Annotated in this window: 21 protein-coding genes; 12 read left to right on the forward strand and 9 right to left on the reverse strand. The window is 67.7% G+C overall.

The features are described from left to right. Positions 1-79: 79 nt before the first annotated feature. Positions 80-790, reverse strand: a complete 711-nt coding sequence (locus ACFVVI_RS02460) for a hypothetical protein (protein ID WP_378871200.1) — start codon at positions 788-790, stop codon at positions 80-82. 53 nt (positions 791-843) lie between these two features. After that, positions 844-1,746, reverse strand: coding sequence for a cutinase family protein (locus ACFVVI_RS02465; RefSeq protein ID WP_387442648.1), 903 nt, complete (start codon positions 1,744-1,746; stop codon positions 844-846). A 271-nt stretch (positions 1,747-2,017) separates the two neighbouring features. Between ACFVVI_RS02465 and ACFVVI_RS02470 the strand changes: the two genes are divergently transcribed. From ACFVVI_RS02470 to ACFVVI_RS02480, 3 genes are all read left to right on the forward strand, one after another. Next, complete coding sequence (locus tag ACFVVI_RS02470; RefSeq protein ID WP_378989128.1) at positions 2,018-2,701, forward strand: response regulator transcription factor; 684 nt, start codon at positions 2,018-2,020, stop codon at positions 2,699-2,701. Then, on the forward strand, positions 2,698-4,059 hold the full coding sequence (locus tag ACFVVI_RS02475; protein ID WP_387442650.1) for a sensor histidine kinase: 1,362 nt from the start codon (positions 2,698-2,700) through the stop codon (positions 4,057-4,059). The genes ACFVVI_RS02470 and ACFVVI_RS02475 overlap by 4 nt, the downstream gene beginning before the upstream one ends. An 80-nt stretch (positions 4,060-4,139) precedes the next feature. Then, positions 4,140-6,233 (forward strand): nitrate- and nitrite sensing domain-containing protein, encoded by a 2,094-nt coding sequence (locus tag ACFVVI_RS02480; RefSeq protein ID WP_387442652.1) that lies wholly within the window; start codon positions 4,140-4,142, stop codon positions 6,231-6,233. A gap of 569 nt (positions 6,234-6,802) precedes the next feature. On the opposite strand, the gene ACFVVI_RS02485 is transcribed toward ACFVVI_RS02480, so the two are convergent. After that, on the reverse strand, positions 6,803-9,007 hold the full coding sequence (locus ACFVVI_RS02485) for a serine/threonine-protein kinase (RefSeq protein ID WP_387442653.1): 2,205 nt from the start codon (positions 9,005-9,007) through the stop codon (positions 6,803-6,805). 509 nt (positions 9,008-9,516) lie between these two features. Between ACFVVI_RS02485 and ACFVVI_RS02490 the strand changes: the two genes are divergently transcribed. From ACFVVI_RS02490 to ACFVVI_RS02505, 4 genes are all read left to right on the forward strand, one after another. Then, complete coding sequence (locus ACFVVI_RS02490; protein ID WP_387442655.1) at positions 9,517-10,695, forward strand: ThiF family adenylyltransferase; 1,179 nt, start codon at positions 9,517-9,519, stop codon at positions 10,693-10,695. Next, on the forward strand, positions 10,692-11,324 hold the full coding sequence (locus ACFVVI_RS02495; RefSeq protein WP_387442657.1) for a GNAT family N-acetyltransferase: 633 nt from the start codon (positions 10,692-10,694) through the stop codon (positions 11,322-11,324). Before ACFVVI_RS02490 ends, ACFVVI_RS02495 begins: the two co-directional genes overlap by 4 nt. Before the next feature lie 158 nt (positions 11,325-11,482). Beyond that, positions 11,483-12,457, forward strand: a complete 975-nt coding sequence (locus ACFVVI_RS02500; RefSeq protein WP_378988839.1) for a helix-turn-helix domain-containing protein — start codon at positions 11,483-11,485, stop codon at positions 12,455-12,457. A gap of 199 nt (positions 12,458-12,656) precedes the next feature. Next, complete coding sequence (locus ACFVVI_RS02505; RefSeq protein WP_378988841.1) at positions 12,657-12,869, forward strand: helix-turn-helix domain-containing protein; 213 nt, start codon at positions 12,657-12,659, stop codon at positions 12,867-12,869. 53 nt (positions 12,870-12,922) lie between these two features. Here the strand turns inward: ACFVVI_RS02505 and ACFVVI_RS02510 are convergent, their stop codons facing one another. Both ACFVVI_RS02510 and ACFVVI_RS02515 read right to left on the reverse strand, forming a co-directional pair. After that, a complete protein-coding gene (locus ACFVVI_RS02510) occupies positions 12,923-14,296 on the reverse strand; it encodes a cutinase family protein (RefSeq protein WP_387442660.1) in 1,374 nt (457 codons plus the stop codon). A 209-nt stretch (positions 14,297-14,505) separates the two neighbouring features. Beyond that, complete coding sequence (locus ACFVVI_RS02515) at positions 14,506-14,949, reverse strand: acetyltransferase (RefSeq protein ID WP_378626797.1); 444 nt, start codon at positions 14,947-14,949, stop codon at positions 14,506-14,508. Positions 14,950-15,808: 859 nt separating this feature from the next. Between ACFVVI_RS02515 and ACFVVI_RS02520 the strand changes: the two genes are divergently transcribed. Next, positions 15,809-17,332, forward strand: coding sequence for a flavin-containing monooxygenase (locus ACFVVI_RS02520; RefSeq protein ID WP_387442662.1), 1,524 nt, complete (start codon positions 15,809-15,811; stop codon positions 17,330-17,332). Between the two features lie 118 nt (positions 17,333-17,450). Here the strand turns inward: ACFVVI_RS02520 and ACFVVI_RS02525 are convergent, their stop codons facing one another. The 4 genes from ACFVVI_RS02525 to ACFVVI_RS02540 all read right to left on the reverse strand — a co-directional run bounded on the left by ACFVVI_RS02525 (position 17,451) and on the right by ACFVVI_RS02540 (position 20,958). Continuing rightward, entirely contained in the window at positions 17,451-17,735 is a 285-nt protein-coding gene (locus ACFVVI_RS02525) for a GlsB/YeaQ/YmgE family stress response membrane protein (protein ID WP_378988847.1), read from the reverse strand. Positions 17,736-17,886: 151 nt separating this feature from the next. Next, the gene (locus ACFVVI_RS02530; protein ID WP_387442664.1) at positions 17,887-18,327 is read right to left on the reverse strand and encodes a hypothetical protein; all 441 of its coding nucleotides are present in this window, start codon (positions 18,325-18,327) and stop codon (positions 17,887-17,889) included. 184 nt (positions 18,328-18,511) lie between these two features. Beyond that, the gene (locus ACFVVI_RS02535) at positions 18,512-20,215 is read right to left on the reverse strand and encodes an amidohydrolase (RefSeq protein WP_387442666.1); all 1,704 of its coding nucleotides are present in this window, start codon (positions 20,213-20,215) and stop codon (positions 18,512-18,514) included. Positions 20,216-20,442: 227 nt separating this feature from the next. Continuing rightward, positions 20,443-20,958 carry a MarR family winged helix-turn-helix transcriptional regulator gene (locus tag ACFVVI_RS02540; RefSeq protein WP_387442669.1) on the reverse strand — a complete coding sequence of 172 codons (516 nt, stop codon included), beginning with the start codon at positions 20,956-20,958 and terminating at the stop codon, positions 20,443-20,445. Between the two features lie 90 nt (positions 20,959-21,048). On the opposite strand from ACFVVI_RS02540, the gene ACFVVI_RS02545 reads away from it, so the two are divergent. The 4 genes from ACFVVI_RS02545 (at position 21,049) to ACFVVI_RS02560 (ending at position 25,971) form a co-directional block, all read left to right on the forward strand. After that, positions 21,049-23,154 (forward strand): MMPL family transporter, encoded by a 2,106-nt coding sequence (locus ACFVVI_RS02545; protein ID WP_387442672.1) that lies wholly within the window; start codon positions 21,049-21,051, stop codon positions 23,152-23,154. 82 nt (positions 23,155-23,236) lie between these two features. Then, complete coding sequence (locus ACFVVI_RS02550; RefSeq protein WP_387442675.1) at positions 23,237-23,680, forward strand: DUF5990 family protein; 444 nt, start codon at positions 23,237-23,239, stop codon at positions 23,678-23,680. A 59-nt stretch (positions 23,681-23,739) separates the two neighbouring features. Then, a complete protein-coding gene (locus ACFVVI_RS02555) occupies positions 23,740-24,342 on the forward strand; it encodes a hypothetical protein (protein ID WP_387442678.1) in 603 nt (200 codons plus the stop codon). Positions 24,343-24,552: 210 nt separating this feature from the next. Then, on the forward strand, positions 24,553-25,971 hold the full coding sequence (locus ACFVVI_RS02560) for a glyceraldehyde-3-phosphate dehydrogenase (protein WP_387444435.1): 1,419 nt from the start codon (positions 24,553-24,555) through the stop codon (positions 25,969-25,971). The last annotated feature ends 5 nt before the right edge of the window (positions 25,972-25,976 follow it).

Raw genomic sequence — 25,976 nt, forward strand, 5'->3', positions numbered from 1 at the left:
TGGTCACCGGGCGGAGGCTCAGCTCGAAGTGGAAGGCCACGGGCGCGCGGGGCCCACCGCGCGCCCGGCTTTCCGACCGCTACTTCGACTGCTGCTGGCTCTGCACCGACGGCTGGTTGATCGTGGTGTAGTACTGGACCGCGGCGTAGATCGCCACGGGCGCGGCGATGAGCAGCTGTCCCGCCAGCACGCCGAGGAAACCACCGGCCGCCACACCCGCGATGCAGCCCTGCACCTCGGACGGGAGTCCACTGAACATGGTCGCGAGCGCGCCGGTCAGTGTCGCGCCGGTCGCGCCGCCGATGACGCAACCGACCGCCGCGCCGCCGATTCCGCCGACCATGGCGCCGATCGAGGCGCCGAGTCCGATCGTGCTCGTCATGCGGGCCCAGGCGTCGCGCTCACGGTCGTAGTCGTTCTTCCAGGTGGCCTGCTCCTCGTAGGGCAGGGCGACCGGCTCATAGTGGGCCTTGTCCAGGGTGAACTGCGGAGTGAGCGTCGCAGTCCGCTCGTTGATCTCAGCTCCGATGGGGAAGACGAATTCGTCGACGCGGAACTTCAGTTCGGTGCCGGCGAGAACCTTGCCGTCCGGTGCCTTCACCTTCAGGGCGCCGTCCTCGACGACCAGGGAGCCCGCGTCGATCTGGACGAGCGTGGACGTGTCGGTCGTGGTCGTCGTGTAGTTCACGACGCCGAGGTCGTCGGCCGGGTCGGCGTAGGCCGTCCCGGTGCCGGTGGCCAGCGCGCCGATCAGGATCGCTGAGACGGCGGTGAAGTGCTTGATGCGCATTTCTGTTCCTTCTTCGTGGCGGAGATTTCCCGGGGAGGGTCTGGTGGGTCGGATCAGCCGAGCGCGGACAGCCAGTCGTGCAGCCAGGTGACGGCGGTGTGCCGGCCGTCGACGGGGTAGCTGCCGTAGGACATGTGCGTTCCGGATCCGTAGAAGTGCGCGAGCTGTCGCGCGCGTTCATCGCGGGCCTGGTCGGTGAGCTCGCCCTGTTCGTCGGCGGATCGCAGGGCGGTCAGCATTTCCGCTGCTCTGCTGCGGTAGCGGGGCAGATCGTCGGGGTGGTCGGCGGAAACTCCGGCCAGGGCGCCGGCGATGGCGATGACGAAGTCCTCGTCGTCGGTCGAGCAGTACAGATCGCCGACAGCGCAGATCGTGCGGACTCGAGCCGTGATCGAGCCGAACCCGTCGGGGCGCGGCCCCCGGACGCCGACGCCGCGGGCGGGCGGGCCGACCTGGGCATCGGCCCGCGACCGCTGGGGATCGGAGAGCAGGCCGACGGCCTGCACGCGATCCGGCGACACGACCCCGCCGCCTCTGCCGATCTCCGCCGCCAGATCACCGGCGGCGTCGGCACCCTGGCTGTAGCCGACCAGAGCGAAATCGGTGCCGGAGCAGCGGTCGGCGATGGTTCGCATCATCTCGCGCGCGGTGTCGACGGCGACCCGCTGCGAGGCGCCGTAGACCTTGCCCTCCCAGGGGAAGGCCGTCGCGGGATAGTCGACATAGGCGACCTGTTGGCTCGCGGGGAGGCCGTCGGTGACGCCGGCGAGCATGCCGGGGCCCGGGGTGTGCCGGGCTTCGCCGGTTTCCCAGGTGCCAGGGATCGCGATGACCGTGAGACCGGGGCAGCCCGGATCCGCGGCGGCGCTGCCCGTCACCGTGCCGGGCGCGGTCGTGAGCGCGATGGCCGCACCGGCCGCCAACGCGATGGCCGCGGTGTGCATGTTCGTCCGCACCGGTCTGGCTCCGTTCGTCTCGGGGAGGTCGGCAGGAGCGTGACCGGCGTCATCGGCGGAACTGCGCCCTGGTGGTATAAAACGTCACAGATGATCATCTGATCAGTCAATCGTCGTCAGAGAACTCTCAAGCAATCGGTAAACCTTCGACAGGAAGCGTTTCGACCGGCAGAGGAAGTGAATTCAGGTGCACGTAGCAACCACGGCGCGAACGGTGCGGCCGCGCGCCGTGGACGCCCGCGAGGGTTCCGCCGCCCCGGGTGCGAGCGGGATGGTGCTGGTCGTCGACGACGACGCCGACGTTCGTGAATCGCTGGAACGTGGTCTGCGTCTCAACGGCTTCGCGGTGTGTACCGCGGCCGACGGCGCGGCCGCGCTGGCGGTGACCCGCGAGCAGACGCCCGACGTGGTGGTGCTCGATATCGAGATGCCGGGACTGGACGGGTTGGCCTTCATCACCGCGCTGCGAGCACTCGGCAACGACGTGCCCATCTGTGTGGTGAGCGCTCGCACGCGGGTATCGGACCGGATCGAAGGGCTCGAGCTGGGCGCCGACGACTACCTGACCAAGCCGTTCGACTTCGTCGAATTGACCGCGCGGTTGCGTGCGCTGCTGCGCCGCCGCGGCAGTGGCTGGAGCACCGCGCAGGACTCGGTGACCATCGGGGTGTTGCGGGTCGAGTTCGCGGCGCTGCGGGTGACGGTCCGTGGCCGCGAGATTCCGCTGACACGGCGGGAATTCGAGCTGATCAGTGTCCTGGCCACCCATCACGGGGAGGTCGTGACCCGCGACCGGCTGCTGGAGACGGTGTGGGGTTACGACTTTCGGCCGCAGACCAATGTCGTGGATGTCGTCGTGGGGCACATTCGCCGCAAACTCGAAGAAGACGGCGTGCCCCGCCTCCTGCACACGGTGCGCGCTGTCGGGTTCGTCCTCCGGGAGGAAGGGCCGTGAGGGGGAATCTCTCGCTGCGAACGCGGGTCGCGGTGGCGGCGGCGACGGGAACGACGCTCGTTGTCGGCGCGCTCGCCGTCTTCCTGTTCGTCGCGATCGAGCGGAACAACATCAGGCACGTCGACGAGCAACTCGACATCATCACCGGCCTGGTCGAAGCGAATGTCGGTACCGCGCAACTGTTCATCGGCAGCGTGCGCGACGGCGGCGTCGCCGCCATCACCCTGCACCAGGACAGCGCCGTTCTCGCCAGCACGTCCACGCGACTGCCGGAGCTGCCCGAGGGGCACCAGACCCTGGTGCTCGACGATGCCGGCTACCGCGTCAAGACCATGATGGTGGAGCAGTCTCCGATCGGCCCGCACCTCGTGTCCGTTGCCGCGCCCCTGTCCGCGGCGGAATCGGTGACCCGGGAGCAGCGCCAGCACGTCCTGCTCGCCGGGGCGGCGGCGATCGCGGTGGCATCGGGATTGGGATGGCTACTCGGCGGCCGGGCGATCCGGCCACTGATCGACCTGACCCGCAGGATCGATGCCGGTGACGAATTGCCCGAGGCGAGAGGATGGTTCCGGGTGCGGGAAGCCGATCGACTCGCCGGTTCGGTCCGGTCGATGCTCGCGCGGATCGACTCCGCGCAGCAACGCACGATCTCGGCTCTCGAGACAGCGCGCACGTTCGCGAATACGGCCGCCCATGAGCTCCGAACCCCGCTCACCGCCATCCGCATGGACATCGAGATCGCGCGGGATGTCGAACTGGTGCCCGCCGAGCGCGCGCAGATCCTCGACGACGCGCTCCGCAAACACGGCCGGGTCGAATCGACGCTCGTGGCGCTGGAACTGCTCGCCGCCGGTGAACTGACATCGCGCCACAGCAGTGAACCGTCCGACGTGGTCGAGCTGGCCTACTCGGTCGTCGCGGACACGGCACGGACCCATCCGGAACTCCACCTGGCCGTCTCCGGCGAGCAACGAGCGGACTGCCACTGTTCCCCGGCCGGGATCCGCCTGATTCTCGACAACGCGATCACGAACGCGGTCCGCCACGGCCGCGCCACCCGAATCGAGATCTCCGTCCACCGAACCGGTGACGGATTCCTGCTGGCGGTCGACGACAACGGCACCGGATTGCCCGAGAACGAACGCGACGTGGTGTTCGGTCGATTCCGGCGGGGCTCCGGCGCGGCCCGCGAAGGATCGGGCCTCGGCCTCGCCCTGGTCGCGCAGCAGGCCGAACTACACGGCGGACGCGCGGAACTGATCACGAGCCCACTCGGCGGCCTACGGCTCGCCGTCGTCCTCGCCTGCTCCGATCCCCGAGGTGCCGACGGAGCTGAGATGTCCGACCGAGTCGAGTAGCGGGCATGACACTCTCACGACGCCACTTGACTGATGTTTGCATCGCATGTGATTCTCTCATCAACTGATGGGAGTGGGCAATGAAAGACCAGCTGGAACGGAAGGAATCGAACGCGCGACGAGCCGGCGCCGCCCGCTTCCGGCGCACACGGGGTGGTCGGACCCACACTCCGATCCGCCACGACCCTGCCGCGCGCCCGGCGAAATCGAATCCGCTGACCGGAATTCGCGCACGGGTGATGGCCATCGTGCTCATCCCGAGCATCGTGTTCGCTACTGCGGTGATCGTGGTAGGCCTGCACCTCATCGAGGAGAACCGGCAGAACCGGGCGTGGGCCGAACTCATCCTCCGAGTGGCGCCGCAGGCGGTGGACTTCAGTGAAGCCATGCTGCGGGAACGTCGATTCGCGATGGCTCGCGTCGCACGGCCGGAACTCGGCTCCGACGAGCTCAACGCCCAGCGCCTTCGCGTCGACGCCGCCGGCACGGCACTGCTGGAGGCCGCATCCTCACTCGGCGAACTCACCACCGGAGCGTTCGACGATTCCGCTCACCAGCTGCGTGACACGGTCCGCCGACTCGGCGCCGTGCGCGCGCGTACGGTCAGCGGTACCTCGACAGTCGACGAGGTGTACCAGGCCTACAGCCTGCTCACCGCGACCGGGACGATCGCGGTCGAGGCATTGGTCCCCAGAGCTCCCGACGTGGACAGCACTATCGCTTTGACCACGACCGCGACCTTGCTGCGCACAGCTGACGCCATCTCCGCGGTGCACGCACTCGTCGCGGCCGCAGACGCAGAGACCGCACTCGACCAGGCCGCCTTGCAAGCGTTCGCCACCAGGGTCGGCGCCTACCACGCCGACCTGGACTCACTGGCACACAAGGACGATCCCACTATCCGGCAGAGGCTCGTGCAACTGACCTCCAGCCCACAGTGGAGACAATTGGTCGAGTTCGAGAACGCCGTCGTGGCCAGAGGCGCTGCCCCCGCCCCGTCGGACCGCGACGACCCCACCGAGCCGCTGCCCACCGATTCCGCGGCGGCACAGCAGATTCTGGGACTGATGGTGAACGGCCTGTTGACGCTGTGGCGCACCAACTTCGCCGGTGTCCAACAGCGAGCGACCGACATCGCGGACAACGCCGTGCGCACCTCCGCCCTGACCATGCTCGCAGCGCTGATCATCGCCGCCGTGGCGTTCGTTCTGACCTCATGGTTGGCGAGTGGACTCATTCGACGACTCCGACGCCTTCGACTGCACACGTTGGCCGTCGCGGACACCGAGCTGCCTGCGATCATGTCCCGGATCGGTGCTGGTGAGGCGATCGATCTGACCTCGGCTCTACCTCCATCCGACTTCGGTGACGATGAAATCGGGCAGTTGGCACAGGCTTTCGACACCGCACAGCGCGCGGCGGTGTCCGCGGCGATGGCCGAAGCCCGGACCCGCGGCGCGGTCAACGCGATCTTCTTGAACCTCGCACACCGCAGCCAAGCCATGGCATCTCGCCAGCTGGAAGTTCTGGACGCCGCGGAAGCTCACGAGGAGGACCCGGACAAGATGGAGCTGCTGTTCGAACTCGACCATCTGGCCACTCGCGAACGTCGCAACGCCGAGAACCTGATCATTCTCGGCGGTGAACGTCCCGGACGGCAATGGCGATATCCGGTGCCGCTCAGCGACGTCGTGCAGGGGGCGATCACCGAGTCCAAGGACTACACGCGCGTCACACTCAACCGCTTCCCTGATGTCTCGGTCAACGGCGGCGTCGTCGCCGACACCATCCACTTGCTTGCCGAGCTGGTCGAGAACGCCACCTACTTCTCATCCACGACCGCACCCGTCACGGTCTCGGGCGGACTCGTCGAAGGTGGCGCCGTCGTCGAGGTCGCCGACCAAGGGAGGGGACTGTCCCCGCGGGAACTGAACCGAATCAATCGAATTCTCGACAGCGCACCGGATTTCGGCATCATGCACCTGTCCAGTGATGCGCGCATGGGGTTGATCGTGGTCTCGATCCTCGCCGGCCGCAACGAGATCAAGGTCCGACTCACCGAGTCGGACCACGGCGGAGTCACAGCGCACGTGTTCTTACCTCTCACCTTGCTCGATGACAGATCGCCTTCGGAGCTCGCCGGCGCCGGTGATGCACGCCCGCTGCTCCGGTAGGCATCACAGGCGCGCACGCGCGAGATGTGCCGACGGCTCGGTCCTGCTCGGATCCGGGACACGCCGACGCGCAGCCCCCGAGGCGCGGGAAGAGTGCCGCGGTCGATCGATTGCCGCAAGCGACGTTGTTGACCGGGTTGGTGTCGAGGACGTTGTGTAGGACGGCGATGTCGCGCATGGCTTCGGCGAGCTTGTTGCTGCCGATCCCGGTCGACGAGAGCGAAGTCGGACGTCTCCACGCCCAGTAAGTCGTTGGCGAGCTGGCCGGTCGTCGAGCGTGTGGATGGCGCCATGACGGGTCCGTAGCGAGTGATGGCCTCGCGCATTTCGGCGAGCAGTACGCTCAGTGACGCGTCACAGAGGACCAACTCGCCCACTAGGCCGCCCCTGGTCGTCGACTCTTCCCTGCTCGGGGTGGAGGCAGCTCGATGGTGGCGGGCGAGTTGACGGAGGGCTCCCGGAGGAGTCATCGACTAGTGCCATTTTTGTGCAATATGCGTGAAGAAATGTTGGTTCCCTGCCTGCGGCACGGGAGGCGTGGCAGACGGATCCAGGTCGCCATGGGTTGATTAGACCACCCGGCTGAGCGCGCGCAGGTCCGCGTCCAGCTTCCGGAACAACCAATACACGGCGACGAAGGCGAGCCCGCCGGCCGCGCACAGCCCCAGTACCGAATCGCGCACGAGCCACAGCTCCTCGGGTTCGAGAAAGCTGAATCCGGCCAGCACCCCGACCACCGGCACCGACGCCGTCACCGCGAGGTAGACCGTGGTCCTGCGGCGCAGCCAGCGCAAGTCGGCGGAGTCGCGCTCCGTCGTGCGCCCGTGGCGCAGGTAGCGGGGATAGACGCAGCGGACGAGATAGAACGTGGAAAGGAAGAAGGTGTAGGCGACCGAGATGGTGCCCGCCACCAGAACAGTCATCGCCGCATGGACCTGCAACCGCACCGGAAGATCGGTGAACCAGCGCAGCAGCAGCACGGCCGTCCCGGTGGCGAGAAGCGCGGACAGCAGGGTGTTGAGCGCACACAGGTCGCCCCACAGCAGTGTCCGTGACCGCACCCGCGCGAGCCTTGCCTCGTCGTAGCGTCTGCCCTTGCGCAAGCCGCGAAGAACCTCGAGCTGATCACGTGAAATGCAGACGTAGATGACAACGGCCAGCAGAAAGCCGCAGAGGATGCACACCATCACGCCCCTGTTGATCTGCGCGTTCGCGGCATCGGGCAGGCGCTCTCTGATCAGTTCCTGGGCGTGCACAGCCAGGTACAGCGTAGCCAGGCCGACACCGACCATCGATGACAGCCAGAGGGTGAGGGTGGGCCATCGCGACAGTCGCGTTCGCCAACTGTCCGGCGGCGGATCGACGAGGTCGCGGGCCCTCTTCTCGAGGCACAGGTCGAACTGCTGGGCCACCTCCGAACCGGACGAATAACGGTCCTCGCGGTCGGGCGACAGGCATTTCAGGAGCACGCGGCGCAGCGCCATGGGGCAATCCGGCGGAAGCTCCGACAAGAATGCCGCCTCTACCGGTCGGCGCCGCAATTCGAGCATGCGAGCCAGCGACGTCTCCGACTCGCCGGCGGAGGTCTCGTCGGGGAAGGGCCGCCGCCCCGTGAGCAATTCCCACAGCATGACGGCCAGCGCGAAGATGTCGCTGCGAGTGTCGAGATCGAAAGCGGTCGCGGGCAGGTCGGGATGGCAGGCTTCGAGCTGTTCGGGCGACATGTACGCCAGGGATCCGCCGAAGTAGGCCAGGGGGCTGGTGCCCTTGACGCGTTGGCTGAAGCTGACGTTGAAGTCGGCCAACTTCGGCACTCCCTCGGCGCTCAGCAGCACATTCGCAGGTTTGATATCTCGATGCAGCACCCCTCGCTCGGACGCGTGCTGCAGCGCGTCCGCGAGTCGGCGACCCAGCCAGGCGACGGTCTCCGGCCAGGTCAGTGCCGAGGTCCTGGTCCGGATCGCCGATTCGGTCGGCCGGACCTCACCCTTCGCGGCGAGGACCTCGTCGACGGCGTCGAGCAGCAGTTGCCCACCGTGGCGTTCCGGCGGCGTCGAGCGCCGCAACCGCAGCACGTCGAGCAGCGTCCCGCCCGGTAGGTACTGCATGTAGAGCAGCTTCAGCTGGCCGTCGGCGATGAGCCGCTGGTCGAAGATGCGCACGATGTATTCGTGGTCGAGCTGGGCGAGAGTCTGCGGTTCGATGCCGTGGTTGTGGGAGATCTTGACCGCGACGAGTCGCTGCATCGATTGTTGCCGAGCCAGATAGACCTGGGCGAAGGCGCCGGCGCCGATCCTCATCAGGAGGTCGAAGTCGTCGACGTGGTCGCCGACATCGACGGCGTCGAGCAGAACCTGCGCGCCGGGACGCGCGATGATCGTGCTGTGGTAGTCGCTCACGAGGTCGGGGCTGGTCGCCCCCGCGGTCACCGCATCCGCGGTGGGAGCCGCATCGGTTGCCTCCGATCCGCGGCGCACGGCATGGAATTCCTCGTAGACGAGCTCGGCGGGCAGCGGACCATCCCGCAGCTCGGCGAATTCCGCGCGGTATTCGATCAGTCGTTTGGGAAAGTGATACCGAAGCCAGCGGTATTCGAGGTCGATCTTGATCAGTTCGACCAGAACGGTGTGCCGCGCTGCGGGTTCCCTGGGTAGGAACGCCGAGAGGTCGGGTGGAGAACCGGACGCCCAAGCCTGCGAGAGTTCCGCCACGGCACTGGCGAGCGCGGTGCGGGTTCGTTCGGCTGCATCGACCAGGTCGATCGGCTCGGGCATCGGCAGCTCGAGATCAGCCTCGGGCGATCACAGAGCGGCTATACGCGATGCGGCCCAGTTGCCCCACGTCAGCTCCTTCCATCAAGACTCCCTTGCTCAAGGGTATCGCTCCGATTCGAGCAAATGGTGTGCCTCGGGTCCACTGCGCCGGCGGTGTAGCCGGACTGTTCTGTGCCATGCCGGTGGAAGTCCGTCCCCGGGGTGGCCGGCCGGTGCGAACTGTGTCCGCTCTGGTGAACCGGGCGCCAGTGAGCGGTCGTCGGCACCCGAGACCCTGGAATCGATGCTTGCGGGATTATTGCGATAGTGAGAAAGAGCGGTGGAACGGGTCGCCTTTCGTGCCGACTCAATTGGTCATAGTCCCAGTTTGCCGGAGGTATTGTCGCGCCATGCCGGTGGACCGAAGGTCGGTTTGCTGAAGGTGTGCTGTGTGTATCCTTTGCGCGTCTTGGTCGACAGAGGCGAGCGGGTGGCCGTTCGCCTCATGAGGGTCGGAGGTTTGTGCACACATGGTTTGGCATCGCTCGGTTCCGCGTCCGGCGGCACTCACGCCCGGCGCCGCGACGTCGCATTTCCGTCCCGAGCTGCTCGATGCATCGAGCCCGGAAGGGCTGCGTGATCTCGAAGCGCTGACGGCGTCGGGTTCGGTCAGTGCGGTGCACGACACGATCGAGGATCAGCTCGACGAACTGATCCGCTGCGAGGACCCTGCGGTCGCGCAGTCGACCGGCTCACTGGTGGCGTCCCGTCGTCGGATCTGTGACGGGACTCCGTTGTGGCAGTGGGGGACGTGGGTGTTCTATCCGTGGAACGGCAGTTTGGTACATGTGCTGCCGCGCAAGGTTTTCCAGCGGGTGCGGACAGATCGGAATCGCAACAAGATCGACCGAGTGCAGCAGCGAGTCCTGCGCGAGCGCCGGATCGGTGTGATCGGGCTGTCGGTGGGCAACAGCGCGGCTGTGACGCTGGCGATGGAAGGGGTCGGCGGATCGTTCCGATTGGCCGACTTCGACACCGTCGGGCTGTCGAATCTGAACCGGCTGCGGGCCGGGGTGGGCGATCTCGGGGTCTCCAAGGCCGTGCTGGCGGCGCGTCAGATGTTCGAGATCGACCCCTATCTCGATATCGAGGTGTTCACCGACGGGTTGACCGAGGAATCGATCGGGCCGTTCTTCGACGGGGCGGAGGGCACCCGTCCGCTGGATCTGCTGGTGGAGGAATGCGACACGGTATGGGCGAAAGTCGCTGCCCGTGAGTACGCGCGGCGCCGAGAGATCCCGGTACTGATGGACACCAACGATCGCGGCTTGCTGGATGTGGAGCGTTTCGATCGCGAACCCCATCGCCCGCTGTTCCACGGCCGCATCGGTGGGTCGACCTCGTCCGATGTCGCGGGGATGAACCGGGGCGAGCTGCTGGCTCTTCTGCTGGCAGTGGTCGACGAGCCGCGGCTGAGTCCGGCGATGCGCGACGCTGTCGGTGAGATCGGCCGAAGCCTGTGCAGCTGGCCGCAGCTCGCCTCCGGGGTGATGCTCGGCGGCGCCTTGGTGGCGGACACGGCTCGCCGGATCCTGCTCGGCGAGCTGATCCCGTCGGGGCGAACCTATATCGACCTCGACGAGCTGATCCCCGCGGTAGGCCCACAGATCGCTCCGGCATTCGTGCGGGCGATGGAGGAAGTCCGTTGACGATCGATCTGCGCAATGTGGAACTGGTCGGTCCGCGGCTGCGGTTGCGTGATCTCCGTGCCGGTGATCTGGGCGTCTATCAGCGGATCTTCACCGACCCGCACCTGACCCGATATATGGGCACCGACAGCATGGGCGTGCGGGCGGCCGCGACGTCGTTCGACGCCGCCCTGCGTTGCCGAGGCGAGACTCCGCGGCGCAAGTACACCTTGGCGATCACGGCGCCGGGCGAGGACACCATGGTCGGCACCATCGGCCTGCTGGTGGAGGATTTCGGCAGCAACGCGATGATCGGCGGTCTGGTCGTGGTTCCGGAGGGGGCGCTGCGCGCGGGCGGTATCGAGGCGGGGCGGCTGTTGGCGGCATTCGCCTTCGGGCCGCTCGGGATTCACCGAGTATGGGCGGGGCACCGCCACGATCATCCGGTGATGGACACGGTGATGTCGGGAGTGGGCTTGACGCCGGAGGCGCGGCTGCGCCAGCTGTACCGAACCCAGGGTCGGTGGCGCGACGTGTGCATCTATGCGGCTATACGGCCGGAATGGGCTGCGACGGCGACACCTGCCGAACGTCGAATCCTGGCGTTACGGCCAACCACGGCAAGGGAACACGCCACCGTGGGCCGGTGAAGTCGGTGCGGCAACCCTGCCGAATCGGGCTCCGGGCGCGCCACGGCGCGATAGCATCGCCGACTACAGGCCCCCGAATCGCCACCACCCGAATACGCGCAGCGGTCGGCGATGGGAGGGACACCACCGCCGACGAGAATCCGAAGTAGAGATCACAAATGGCAGTGCTGATCGACTCCGACTACTTCACGCCGGCGGACCGGCGGGAGGCGGTCACCGCAATCCTGCAGGAAGCCGATATCGGGGCCACCCTGCAGATGTGGGATTCGCCGGCCGAAGTGGTCAGCCGTCACCAGGCCTGGATGCTGGGTCCGATCGCGCTCACTCGCTCGGAGGTATCCGGTCATCAGGTCTGCCGAACCAGTCGGCATGAGCGAACCACGCCCAGCGACACCCTGACGGTGACCGTGCAGAACGGACAGGTTCGCAGGCACGAACAGTTCGGTGCGCAAACGCTGATCGAGCCCGGCGCCTGCGAAGTGATCGACCTGGCCACGACGTTCGCCTCCGGCTGGCACGGTCTCGGCGGAACGCTGTGCCTGCAGCTGTCCAGGGAGCGTCTCGGCATTTCCGCGGAAACGGTCGTCGCGGCGCACGGGCGACTGGCGGCGTCGCCGCTGTACCCGATGGTCACGGCGCAGATCCAGCATCTGGTCGGGATCGCCGACCAGCTCGAAACGGATCCGGCCGCTGCTTCCGTGGGTGAGTCGTGTCTGGAAATGGTTCGGGCGCTACTGATCTCGGCGGCCGGCCGGGGGCCGGGTGACGGCGCCGCCATCCCGGAGCAGCTGCTGATCGAGCAGATCCTCGGGTATGTGCGGACCCACCTGTCCGATTCGGACTTGAAGATCCCCGATATCGCCGCCGGCAACAACATCTCTGTGCGCCACCTGTACAAAGTCTGCGCACAGTCGGGTATCAGCCTCGAGCAGTGGATCATCGAACAACGCCTGGTCCGGGGCCGCGACATGCTGATCGACAGAGGCTATGCGCACCGGTCCATCGCGTCTGTGGCCGGCGCCGTGGGTTTCCGCGACGCCGCCCACTTCGCCCGGCGATTCCGCGAGGCATTCGGGATGACGCCCCGTGACTGGCGCCGCAGCGCCACCGATGTGGGCAACCCACCGAAGTAGCCGGAGTTCCGCGCCCGGATGCACGCACGTTTGTGCGTGCACAGTCAGTTGCCGTGCAGTCACAGCCTCCTTCGCAGGCCGATTCGCCGATACCTTTCGAATGTGGCTGCGCGAGACCGCATCAGGAGTACGAGGGTTCGCCGACGGGCACCCGCGCCGATGCGGTCCGCGCGGAGGGCATCGAGAGAAAGGGGAGACCATGTCCACGATCGGCAAAGCGATTCGGGCGGCAAGGATGGCCTCCGGGTTCACCCAGGCGGAGTTGGCCGACTGGATCGGAATCGCGGACGGAAACCAGATCAGCCGGTGGGAGCGCGATGTGGTGACACCCAGTGCCGACAATGTCGGCGAGTTGTCGAGAGTTCTGGGGGTGCGTCTCGACAACTCGGTCGGCGATGCCGTGACGTGCTGATCTGAATGCTGGTGTGTCGGCTCGATGCAGGTCGAGCCGACACACCAGCGAGGCTACGAAACGACCTGGGAGCTCAGGTAGTTCAGGAGGATCAGGACGTCGTCGCCGTAGTGGACGTGAGCCTCGGAGGCGTAGAAGTTGGCCATGTCCACGCCTTGGCGGGCCAGCTGGACGAGTTCGTCGATGGTGGCGGGGTCGGCGATGCTCAGCAGGGTTCGGGTGGTCGCGCGGAGGTCTGCTCGGAGCCCGGCGGCGACAGGGCCGAGCACGGAACCCGTGAGGTCGGCGCCGGTGGCGGCCAAGGTCGCCAGGTCGGTGGCGGCGGCGAGGGGGTCGTTGCGATCGAGGGATTCGACCGCACGCCACAGGATTTCCTGAATTCGGCCCACCCTGTCGGCGATGCTCAGAAAATCGATGGGCACGAGGGCGTCGGCGATGACGCTGACGGCTGCGGTCCAACCAGCGGGGTCGACGGCGGCGGCCGCGCGGATGACCTGGGCGACCAGGACTCGGTCCACACCCGCGGCGGCCTCGACCAACGGGGACAGGGCAACGTTCAGGGCATTCGCGGTCCGGTGCGCACCGCGAATGTCACCCGCCGCGATGAATTCCGAGAGGTGGGTGAGGTTGTCGAGAATGGTAGGCAGGTTCGCCGCGGTGGCGGTCCAGCCGGCGCCCATGGTGACAGCCTGAGCGATCAGGCTGCGGGGATCGACCGTGGCGGGGATGACATTCGCGATCGGTTCGGGATCACCGCTCAGGACCCGGCCCAACACAGCGAGGAATGGGGAGGTGCTGGCATCGAGGGAGCAGTACAGGTCGCCGTCGGTGCACAGGGTGCGAACCCGGTCTGTCAACGCACCGAAATCCCGGCTTCGCGTTCCGGCTATGCCGAGGCCGGGCTGCGGATTGCCCAGGGAGAGTGTGGTCTTCGGGTCGCGGTGTGGATCGGCCAGTAGTCCGACACCGACCACTCGATCGGCATCGATGGGGCCGTCGCCATTGCCGATCTCGGTGGCGAGATCGCCGATGCCGTCCGCGCCCTGGCTGTAGCCGGCGAGGATGACCCGCGTCGAGCGGCACAGGCCGCGCATCATCTGGTGCAAGCGGGATTCCAGCGTGCCCAGGGACTCCGCGTAGCTCAGACCCAGGTCGAAAGCGCTGGCGGCATAGGGCACATAGCGCACGGTGATGTCCCGGCCGAACTGCCGTTGCAGGCCATCGCCGACGGGCTGGAGCATCCCGACGGGCACCCCGGGATCGGCGCCCGGCGTGGTCTCCCAGGTCCCCGGCGCGAAGATTGCCGTGTACGGGGTGCAGGGCTGCGTGCTGGGTGTCTCCGCCCGCGCGACGCCGACCGCCGCGGTCCCGACCGCGACGACGGCGGCAACCAGCATCGCCGCGGCGGATCTCGACAACCTGTCCATCGTCCAATTCCTCTGTTGCCGAAGGGAATTCGTGACGTACGGCAGGTGCTGAGTTGCGCCGAACCGTCCGTCGGGGCCAATTCTCGCCACTCGCCGTCGGTTTCGCCGAGGTTTTCAGACACAGTTTCATTTCAGATTAGCTGCCGGGGGCCGCGCGGTGTGACGGTCGAGCCTTGGTCTGCGGCTTTCGCGTTGTGCGGTTTTCGGCATCATGCCCGGTCGTGGCGAGCGGGCTGCCAGGCGGTGACGGCCCAGATGACCACCACACTGATCGCGATGATCACGATGGACCACGCGGGATAGTAGGGCAGGGACAAGAAGTTCGCGATGATCACCAGTGCCGCGATGCCCACCGCCGCGTATCGCGCCCACGCGGTGCCCGACATCAGACCGATCGAGCAGACGATGGCGATCACGCCGAGGACGACATGAACCCAGCCCCAGGTGGTCGCGTCGAATTCGTAGACGTAGCTGAAGCCGGCGACATAGAACTCGTCCTCGGCGATCGCGGAGATGCCCTCGAGGATGGAGGCCGCCGCGGCGATGAACAGCATGATCGCCGCCAGCACGGAGATCCCCTCGGCAGCGGCTTGCCGCGCGAAAGGCTCTTCTTCGGGAACGGGACGATTTGCGGAAGGATTGCGCTCGGTCATGGCAAGCCCCTTGCTGCGGCGATATTCCGCCATCGCGGATCTCCGAGACTCCGACAGGTCGCAATGACAGGCAATCGCGTACTTCGGTAGGGACGGCGGATTGCGCGGCACGCCTCTGCGCAGCGCCGACTGAAGGGTGGTGCTCGCGATCGGAGTTCGATCGCCCACGATCCGTCTAGCTCGACACGCAGCGAGTTTACCGGAGACTCGCCGCTTGATGCGGCGATGTTTCAGGTTCGCAATCTGCGCTCGCGGCCTTCCTCGAACCCCGGCTGACTGACGTGGTGGCCACTCGTAATAGCGGTGGGCCGCCGGATCGGTGGCGCATGCAGGCCCGAAGCGCGACGACACCCCGGCTCGACCGAGACCGCCTGCCGAACGGCTCGATTGCCGGATGATTGCCGTTGCTGGTGGGGCGGGGACAAGTCGCGTGCGCGCCGGTCGGAGTGAACTCCCGAGTCCGGAAGCAAGCGAATCATGCGCGGCCGTTCCCGAGCATTGGAGGAGTTCACGGTATGACCTGGCCCAATTCGATTGTCCGGGTGGTGATTCCGTGGGCAACAGCGTCGTCTTCGGCGCACCCCGGACTCGGCCGTGGACCGCCGCGGTGGTGAAGGCGGAAGGGGTCGTTGTCGACCGCTCCGCTCGCGAATTCAACCGGGGTCGTGTCGCCGCATTCAGCGCGCATTCTCCTCGGATACCGGATCGGGTGCCTCCCCGCGAGCACGGGGAGACACCCGAAAACAGCTCTGCACGGCGGTCGCCACCGCCCGCAGAGCAGATGCAGACACTTGGAGACCTCTGCGATGACCACAGTAGATGTACTCGTCATTCTCGCGCGCCCCTATGGCGTCCGCCGATGACCGGGCCCACGATCACCCACGAAGTAGTTGTCGTCGGGGCGGGCTTCGGTGGGCTCACCATGGCCGCGCAGCTGAGACAGGCCGGGGTGCGCGACTTCCTGATCCTCGAAGAAGGACCGGAGGTCGGCGGGGTGTGGCGGGAGAACACCTATCCGGGCTGTTCCTGCGATGTGCCCGCGCACCTGTACTGCTTCGCCTTCGACCCTTATCGAGACGTGCGCGTGCGTTATCCGGATCAGCAGGCGATCTTGACCTACATGCGGGAGGTCACCGATCGCAACGGTCTGCGTGCGCATCTGCGCTGCGATACCGCCGTGATGGCCGCCGACTACAGCGACACCGACCGCACCTGGACACTGACCACGACCACCGGGGAGCGGATCCGCACCGACGCGGTCGTGTGGGCGCTCGGCCAACTGCATCGACCCGCGATTCCTCGGTTGCGGGGAGCGCGGACCTTCGCTGGCCGTGCGTTCCACTCCGCACGGTGGGATCACACCGCGGACCTGAGCGGGCAGATCGCCGTCGTCGGTACCGGTTCCTCAGCGGCGCAGATGATTCCCGAGCTGGCTCGCGTCGCGGCCGGTGTCACCGTGTATCAGCGTTCCCCGTCCTGGGTGCTGCCCAAGCCCGCCGCCTCGTTCGGTCCGCTGTCGCGGTGGGCGCTGACGCGTGTGCCCGGTCTGCACGACCTGTATCGGGCCGGGATCTACCACGCGGCTGATCTGGTTCTCGCGCCGATCATGCGCGCGGGGTGGTCGGCGGGACCGGCCGAACTCGTTGCGCGCGCCCACCTTCGGTGGCAGGTGCGCGATCGTGAACTGCGCGCGAAGCTCACACCGAACTACCGGATCGGGGAGAAACGGATCCTGCTCGACAGCGGATACTATCCGGCGCTGACCCGGCCACACGTCGAACTGGTCACCGACCGCATCGACCGGCTCGGCCCGGACGGGATCCGCACTGTCGACGGCACCGAGCGCCGCGCCGACGTCATCGTGTGGGCCACCGGGTTCCGTGCGCCGGAGTTCCTCGCCGGGGTGCGGATCCGTGGCCGTGGTGGAGTGGATCTGCACGACCGGTGGCGGCGCCGAGGTCGACCGGCCGCCTTCTACGGACTCGCGGTGCCCGGCTTTCCGAATCTCTACATGATCGCGGGGCCGCACTCGTTCACTCCGTCGAACAGCAACCCCGCGGTCAAGCAACACCAGGCCCGGTACATCACGCGCTGTCTGGCCCTCAGCGCGGACTGGGGTGCGCCGGTGGAGGTGACCGAGCGGGCGATGGCGCGCTACCTCGACCGTCTGGATCATGCTCTCGCCCGGACCATCTGGTGCGACGGTGCGGCGACGGCATGGTGGAAACGCGCGGACGGCACGGTCACCAATGCCTGGCCTGGAACCGTCAGCGAGTTCGAACACGAGATCGTCGGCAGCGGTCCAGCCGAGTCGTTCGCGAAGGTGGCCGCGATCACCGGAGCACGCGACGCCGATCGAGAGGTCGCGGAGCAGATCACCTGACCGCGCTGCGGCGGGCCTCGGCACTACCGGCCGAGGCCCGCCGAGGAGCGGCGCCGCACAGGGGGCGCTGCACCTCGTCGCCAGGTCACGGCGACGGGCGAGCGCCGACGCGTTCGGCTCAGGCCACCGGCGGGTGTTTGCGGGCGCCCATCGACTCGGCCGCGAACAGCAGCACCACCGCCGCGATGACCGCGAGGACGAAGCCCCAGAAGTTGAGCTCGGTGATGGAGCCGACGCCGATGAGGCTGGCGATCACGCCCGCGATCAGCGCCGCCACCATGCCGAGCACCAGGGTCATGCCCATGCTCATGTTCTCCTTACCCGGCTTGAGCACCCTGGCGAGCACGCCGACCACGGCGCCGATGATCAAGAATCCACAGATCTGAACAATCGCGTTCCACATCGCTCGAACCTCCACGTTGTGCCGATGGCCGGGGAGTGCCGGTCAAGTTCGATCATTTCTCCCCTTCGCCCGGAGAACCAGGGTCGTGTCCTCGGCGTTGTCGAAGCGTGTCCGCGCCGACGCCGGATCACCCCGTCGCCGTCGATGTTGCTCAGAACTGAGGATCCACCCGGCACTCGCTCGCGGACCGGCCCGCCGGGGCAGTGCCGTCGCCCTGATCGAAACGCCACTGTGTGATCGGACCCGCCTGCCGCCAGCGCAGGCCGCGCCCGTCCGGCACGGCTTCGTAGACGGCTTCCCGACCGCTGACGAGCTGCTCACCCACGCAATAGTCGTTGTATCCGGTGCCCGGCTGGACCGCCCCCGCGCTGAAGCGGCCGGTGGGCTCGGCGGCGGCGCCCGGATTGGCGACCGTGCTCGTCCGATGCGTCGATGCTCCGCGATCCCAGCGTGCGTCCCCGGCCTGCGATCGGCCGCAGGTGAAGGTCCAGCCACCGGCGACGACGGTGGCTCCCTGTGTGTACGGGGTGCCCGCCCACGAACAGCTGACAGCGGTGTCCGCGGACGCGGTTGCCGTCGAGAGCCCGAGCAAGCTCGCTACCGTGACAGCCGATGCCAGCGCCGCGACACCGAGACGCCGTCGAACGGTTCCTGAAATATCCTGATTGCCAACGGTTTCCATTCTTCGATGCTCCCGTCGGGACGGGTCGGGCACATCAGGTCCCGACCCGGAGCTTCAGCTCAGGGATTTCCCTCGGTCCAGGGTCGGCGCAGGCTCAGCAGCACGGTCCGAGGCGCGCGCTCGGGCGCGGGGTCGTGTCGCTGTTCGGCACTGCTGCCAGGAACGCGTCGAGGTCGACCCGGCGCCCACCCACCCACGTGCCGTTGACCCGGACGGTCTCGCCCAACGTGGCCGGGTCGACCTCGTAGGGGTCACCGGACAACTCGACGAAGTCGGCCAGCTTGCCGACCGTGATGGACCCGATCAGGTGATCGCGGCGCAGGGTGCGGGCGGCGTTGATCGTCTGCGCGCGGATCGCGTCATCGAGCGGAATCGCCTGATCGGCGCCGTGTACGGTGCCGGCGCGGGTGCGTCGGGAGGCGACGGTCTGGATGTTGACCAGCGGCGACGGTGGCGAGACCGGCCCGTCGTTGTGCAGGGACACGCACGCCCCCGAGGCCAGCGCGTCGGCGGTGGGCTGCCACCGGCTGCCGTGTTCGTGGTCGAAGATCGCGCCGTCGAGCAGATCGCCCCAGAAGTAGTACTGGAACGGTGACAGCGACACGTGCACGCCCAGCCGGGCCGCTCGGTCCATCTGCGCGCGGCTCGCTCCGCCCAGGTGCTCGATCCGCCACCGGTGATCGGTGCCGGTCAAGCCGTGGCGCTGCAACGCCGCCTCGTAAGCGTCCAGGGCCAGCTCGACGGCCAGATCGCCGTTGGAATGGAACGACATCTGCCAGCCCGCGGGCGCGGCCTTGTCCAGAATCTCGTCCAGCTGCGATCGGGTGTAGTTCAGCGAACCGGTGCCGCCCGCGGTCGCCGGGTCGATACCGGCGCGCCGAGTCGCCTCGGTATCGAGGTAGGGAAACGACGTCGCCGCACTGCCCACCCAGACCGCACCGTCGGTCCAGAGTTTGACGCCGGCCTTGCGCAGCATCTCGTCGCCGGCGGCGAAGGTCTCGGGCTCGGTGTAGGTGTCGGTGGTCGACATCTCCCACAGGTTGACCCGCAGCGGGCACGATGTGGTGGCGGCCAGTGTTTCGTAGTCGTGTGCGGTCTGCGGGTCGTAGGCCATGTCCGAGGTCGTGGTGTACCCGGCGCGCGACATCGCCGCGAAGAACCCGGCGCCGCTGAGCAGCGGGCTGGGCATCTCGGCGATCAACGGCGTCATGACCGCGGTGAGCACCGGCACTTCGAAGCCCTGACCGTCGAGCGAGCCGTCCGGATTGCGGCCGTAGTGACCGCCGTCGGGGTCCGGTGGCGGGTTGTCGGACCAGCCGTACCGCTCGATGAGCGCGGTGTCGAAGTAGATGCCGTGCGCGGAGTTGTCCAGGACCACGGCCACCCGATCACCGAAGATCGCGTCCAGGTCCGATGCTGTCGGTGCCGCGTGTTCCTGGAGCAGTGCGTCGAACCCGTTGAACACCAACGGCGTCGACGGGTCGGTCGCGGCGATGGCCGCTGTGAACACGGCCACCACATCGTCCCAGGTCGGCGCTACCCACGGGGTGATCTGCGCGATGGGTGGTTGGGTGAGGACCCCGCCCAGGAACGGATGCCCGTGCGGTTCGACGAACCCCGGCAGCAACGCTCGCGCGCCGGCATCGATGACCTCGGCGTCCGGGGCCACTGCGGACACGCACTCGGCCAGCGACCCGACCGCGACGATGCGTGAACCCGAGACCGCGACGGCGTCAGCGCGGGGGCGGTCCTCGTCCATGGTGATCACGGTGCCCGCGGTGAGAATGAAATCCGACACAGCCAACTCCCTCGCTTGTGGTGTTCGAGGCGGAGAAGAATTCGGCCGACCGTGGACACCGATTCGGCGGCAACAAAGGTCGGAAATGCTGCTGACCAGCCCAGGCTATTCCCTGAGGGCTACCGGCGGAGAGGGCGACACGCGTGTCCGATCGCAGATCGAGCGGGCCCGTTGGACGTCGGCGCCGTGTCGAGCCGAGCGGTCGCGTATGCCGGTTCCGGACACTTTTATTCGGCGGTTCGCCCTGGCTCCGGCAGCTCGGCGTAGAACTCGCGCAGTGCGGCCGTGACGCTCACGAGCACGCGGTGCGCGGCCGTCAGGTCGCTGTCGGGCAGGGCGGACAGCGCGTCGCGGGTGCGGGAACCGAGTGGTCCGAAGAATCCGGCGGCGACCGACATGCCGTGGTCGGTATAGGTCAGGTTGACCCGCCGTCGGTCCGCCGGATCGGGCACGCGGTCGAGGTGCCCGGATTCGATCATGCGCTCGACCAGGTAGGTGACGGCGGGCGCGGAGACGCCCATCAGCTTGCTCAACTGGCCCGCGCTCACCGGTGAGCCCTCGGCGTCGGCCGTGGCGACGTGCATCAGGGCGCGAAAATCGTTCGGGCGCAGATCGTTCGATCGCGCGAAGACATGACCGATCTGTTCGGAGATCGCGGTCAGCGCGCGCAGATCCCGGGCGATGCCGGTCTCGAGCGCTGTCCGGTCGGCGGCCGGGTTCGTGTCGGCGGTGTCGTCATCCACGCGCGGCCTCCTCTCTGTCCGACAGGCAGTTTAGCCGTCGGAGCCGCCGACATTGCCAATTAGTTAAGTTTCTGAAATAGTTTCGGCGTGATGCGAGTGAGTGACGGAAACGGTTGGGACCGGTTCGCCGGGCTGGTCACCGGTCGGCGATCGTGGGCGGTACTGCTCGCTGTCGTCGCGGCCGCCATGGCGGTGATGGCGCTGGCGGGGAGCAACGACAGCGCGGGCCAGGCCCCGGTGTCGTTGCCGCGATCGGCGGAATCCGCCCTGGCCGCCGAGGCCGCGGCACGGTTTCCCGATGCCGGAACCGCCGCCGCGATCATGGTGGCGACCCGCGACGACGGCGGTCCGCTGACACCGGCCGATCTCACGGCAGTGGACGCGGCGCTCACCCGCGCGGGTGGTTCGCCCACCGACGATCCCCGGGTGATGCTCGCTCCCGACGGGCGAGCCGCGCTCGCCCAGATTCCGGTGTCCGCACAGCTCAACGGCTTCGCGCTCACCGATCGGGTCGACGAACTGCGCGCCGCCGTCAGCACCGATCTACCCGATGCGCTGCGCGTGCAGATCACCGGCGGACCGGCCTTCGGCGCCGATATCGCCGACTCCTTCTCCGGTGCGAACTCGCTGCTGCTCATCGTCACCGCGATCGTGGTGATGGCCCTGCTCATCGTCACCTATCGCTCGCCGGTGTTGTGGCTGGTGCCGTTGACGGTGGTCGGGCTCGCCGACCGCGTCGCCACCAGTGTCGGCACGCTCCTGGCCCAGCTCACCGGACTCGCCTTCGACGGTTCGACGTCGGGCATCACCAGCGTGCTGGTCTTCGGGGCGGGAACGAACTACGCGCTGCTGTTGGTATCGCGGTATCGCGACGAACTGCATCGCCACACCGATCATCGAGTGGCGTTGCGCGCCGCGGTGCGCCATGCCGCGCCCGCCATCGTGGCCAGCAATGTCACCGTTGTGCTGGCTCTGCTGACGCTGTTGCTGGCGCTGCTCCCCAACACCCGCAGCCTCGGCGCGTTCGCCGCCGCCGGACTCGTGGTGGCGCTGATCTTCGTGCTCGCCGCGTTGCCGTCGGCGCTGGCACTGTGCGGTCGGCGGGTCTTCTGGCCGTTCGTGCCGAAGGCGGACGGTCGCGACGCGGCCGAGCAGGGCGTCTGGGCGGTCGTCGCGAAGCGGGTGGTGCGCCGCCCTGCCGTCGTGGCCGGGGCGGCCTCGGCGGTGCTGATCGTCTTCGTGACCGGGCTCGCGACCACCGATATCGGGCTCTCGCAGACCGAGCAGTTCCGCGTCGAGGCCGAGTCCGTCGACGGGCTCGACACGATGGCCGACCACTTCCCGTCCGGCTCGTCGGATCCCGCCGTGGTGATCGCGCGCAGCGAATCCACCACCCGGATCCAGTCGGCCCTCGACGGCGTACAGGGTATTTCGCGCGCCACCGCTACCGGTACTTCCGCCGACGGTGCGACACGGTGGTCGGTCGTTCTGGAGGCGCCGCCCGGCTCGGCGGAGGCGTTCACCACCATCGAGGCGATCAGGACGGCGGTCGGCACCGTCCCCGGCGCCGAGGCCCTCGTCGGCGGTACGGACGCCGAAGCGCTCGACATCCGCGACGCCGCCCGCCGTGACCAGGCGCTGGTCATTCCGCTGATCCTCGCCGTTGTGCTGCTGGTGTTGCTGGCACTGCTGCGCGCGGTGCCCGCCGCCGTGCTGCTCGTCGGCGTCACGGTGCTCAGCGCGCTCGCGGCGCTCGGTGCGGGCAGCTGGATCAGCGGCACGATCTTCGGCTTCCCCGCCCTGGACACGAATGTGCCGCTGTTCGGCTTCCTGTTCCTGGTCGCGCTGGGGGTGGACTACACGATCTTCCTGGTCACCAGGGCCCGCGAGGAAGCGGGCGCGCACGGCACCACCCAGGGCATGGTGCGCGCGGTCGCCTCGACCGGAGCCGTGATCACCAGCGCCGGTGTGGTGCTGGCCGCGGTGTTCTGTGTGCTCGGTGTGCTGCCGTTGATCACCCTGACCCAGTTGGGCATCGTGGTCGGGATCGGCATCCTGCTGGATACGTTCGTGGTGCGCACGCTGGTTGTCCCCGCGCTGTTCGCGCTGCTGGGCGACAAGGTGTGGTGGCCGGGATCGCTCGCGAAAGCCGAAGCGGCACAGCCTGCTTCGACCGAAGCGGTGGCCGTGGACTGAGCTCCGCGGTGAAATCGGTGGACTCCGCTGCGTCGTCGAACATTGCGCGGAAATCGGCGCAGGCGTGCGGGAGAATCGCGGAATGCGTATCCGAATCGTGGGGACACAGCTGCCGGGGTCGTCCTGTCGACCGCCCGGGATCGAGACGGCGTACTCGAACATTCATGTCGGCGTGCAGCGCAGGAACCGGCCACAGGAGCTGCTCGACCTACAGCGTGGTGACTCGGAAACCGTCACGTGGACGGTCGAGTGCACCGTCCACGAGACCGACGTCCGAGGGCCCTACGTCCAGGGCCGACCGGGGGAGCGGTTCCTCTACCTCAGCTGGGTCAGCGACGATGACACCGCAACGCTCACGATGTTCCGGCGCGCCAAACTGATGCTCGCCGACGTTCCCGCAGAGACGCTGGCGGCCGCGACCGAATCGGGCGTGCTCGAGGCTCGTCTCGGCCTCACGGACGCGACCGGAAACCCGTTGTGCGCGAGGGTGGAACCCGCGTCGATCCGCTGGGCTGCCGCGACCTGACCACAGCATCGACCCGCGGTGCTGGCGTGCGCCACACTCTGTCGGACCGCGGTGGCAGGATGCGAAGGGTGGGTGACAACTTCGAACGGATCGTCGATCTCGATGTGGCCGCGGCGGATGCCGAGGCGTCGGCGGAGGCGACGATCGACTGGATGGTGTCGCGGGGGTGGCTGCTGCGGGAGACCTCGGCGGACGCGATGTACAGCCTCCACGTCGACGAAGGGTATGTGGCAGGGCCCGCGTGGGCGGAGATCGCCGAGGATTGGGGCGCCGAGTGGATTCCCGCCCCGGTAGGGGTCATCGTCGGCCGCCACGCCCACTACGGCGGCCAGGGCGAGATCGCCCCGGCCGACGCGACGTGCCCGAGCTGCCGGGCAAGCACGGTGATCATCGACTACCCGCGGGCCTGGGAACCTGATCCCGCAGTGTGGCAACCGTTTTCGGACGCGATCGAAGGGTGGGAGCAGACGGGCACCGGTGCGGTGGCCTGCACCGCGTGCGGTACGGCCGGCGCGATCACCGACTGGCAATGGCCGTGGGGCTTCGCCCTCGGCGCCCTTGCCTTCGACTTCTGGGGCTGGCCACCGCTGACCGACGAATTCATCGCCGAGTTCACCGCCCGGCTCGGCCACCGCGTCGAGCACCACACCGGCAAGTTCTGAGCCGTGTTCGGTGCCGCGGGTCACAGTCGCCCGATCGCGGGCATTCCTCTCAGCACAGTGCGCACGATCTCACCGGTGGGGAGTGGCCCACGGTGAAAATTCGGCGCTCACTAGCATCGATGCAGCGGAAGTATCGATGAACCCAGAGGACGTGTGTTGACTACCGAACAACTTGATCGCTGGAACGCTCAGGAAGCTGCGGCGGAGGCGATGATTCCCATCATCGGGACGTTGTACCGCAGCAAGGGTGTGACGATTCTGCTGCACAGCCGGTCGCTGGTGAACAAGTCGGTGATCAGCATCCTGCGGACGCATCGGTTCGCGCGCCAGATCGGCGGCGAAGAGCTGTCGGTGGACGAGACCCTGCCGTTCCTCGAGGTGATCAGCCGGCTGGATCTGGGGCCGTGCAAGATCGACCTGGGCCAGCTGGTGATGGCGTTTCACGCCGACGAGCGGGGCCTGTCGGTCGAGGAGTTCACCACCTCGGTGCTGGCCGAGGTGAGCGACGGCAACAAGGCCGTGTCGCAGGGACCGCGTGATGTGGTGCTCTACGGGTTCGGGCGGATCGGGCGGCTGGTCACCCGGCTGCTGATCGAGAAGGCCGGGTCGGGCAACGGGCTGAGCCTGCGCGCGGTGGTGGTGCGCAAGGGCGGCGACGACGACCTGGCCAAGCGGGCGTCGCTGCTGCGGCGCGACTCGGTGCACGGGCACTTCAACGGCACGATCAAGGTCGACACCGACAACGACACGATCACCGCGAACGGTAACGTCATCAAGTTCATCTACAGCGATGACCCGACGACGATCGACTACACCGCCTACGGCATCGACAACGCGATCCTGATCGACAACACCGGTCGCTGGCGTGACCGCGAGGGCCTGGCGCAGCACCTGCGTCCCGGCATCGCGAAGGTCGTGCTCACCGCGCCCGGCAAGGGTGACGTGCCCAACATCGTGCACGGCGTCAACCACCGCGACCTGGACCTGTCGCAGCAGATCTTCTCCTGCGCCTCCTGCACGACCAACGCGATCGTGCCGCCGCTCAAGGCCATGGACGACGAGTTCGGCATCGTGCGTGGACACGTGGAGACGGTGCACTCGTTCACCAACGACCAGAACCTGCTGGACAACTACCACAAGGCCGATCGGCGCGGTCGTTCCGCGCCGTTCAACCTGGTGCTCACCGAGACCGGCGCCGCCTCCGCGGTGGCCAAGGCGATGCCGGACTTCAAAGCCAAGATCACCGGCAACTCGATCCGCGTTCCCACCCCGGACGTCTCCGTCGCGATCCTGAACCTGCAGCTGAAGCAGGACACGACCAAGGAAGACGTGCTCGCGTACCTGCGTCAGGTATCCCTCGCGGGCCCGTTGAGCCGCAACCTCGACTACACCGCCGCCACCGACGCGGTCTCGAGCGACTTCATCGGCTCGCGGGCGGCCTCGATCATCGACGCCAACGCCACCATCGTCGAGGGTGACACCGCCATCCTCTACGTCTGGTACGACAACGAATTCGGCTACTCGTGCCAGGTGGTGCGGACCGTGCAGTACATCTCGGGCATCGAATACCCGACCTACCCGCAGTTGGGTGCGCAGTCCGACGTGCGCGAGCTCACCGACGCGCGATAGCGGCC

This window comes from Nocardia sp. NPDC058114, from assembly GCF_042884695.1.
Classification (GTDB): domain Bacteria; phylum Actinomycetota; class Actinomycetes; order Mycobacteriales; family Mycobacteriaceae; genus Nocardia.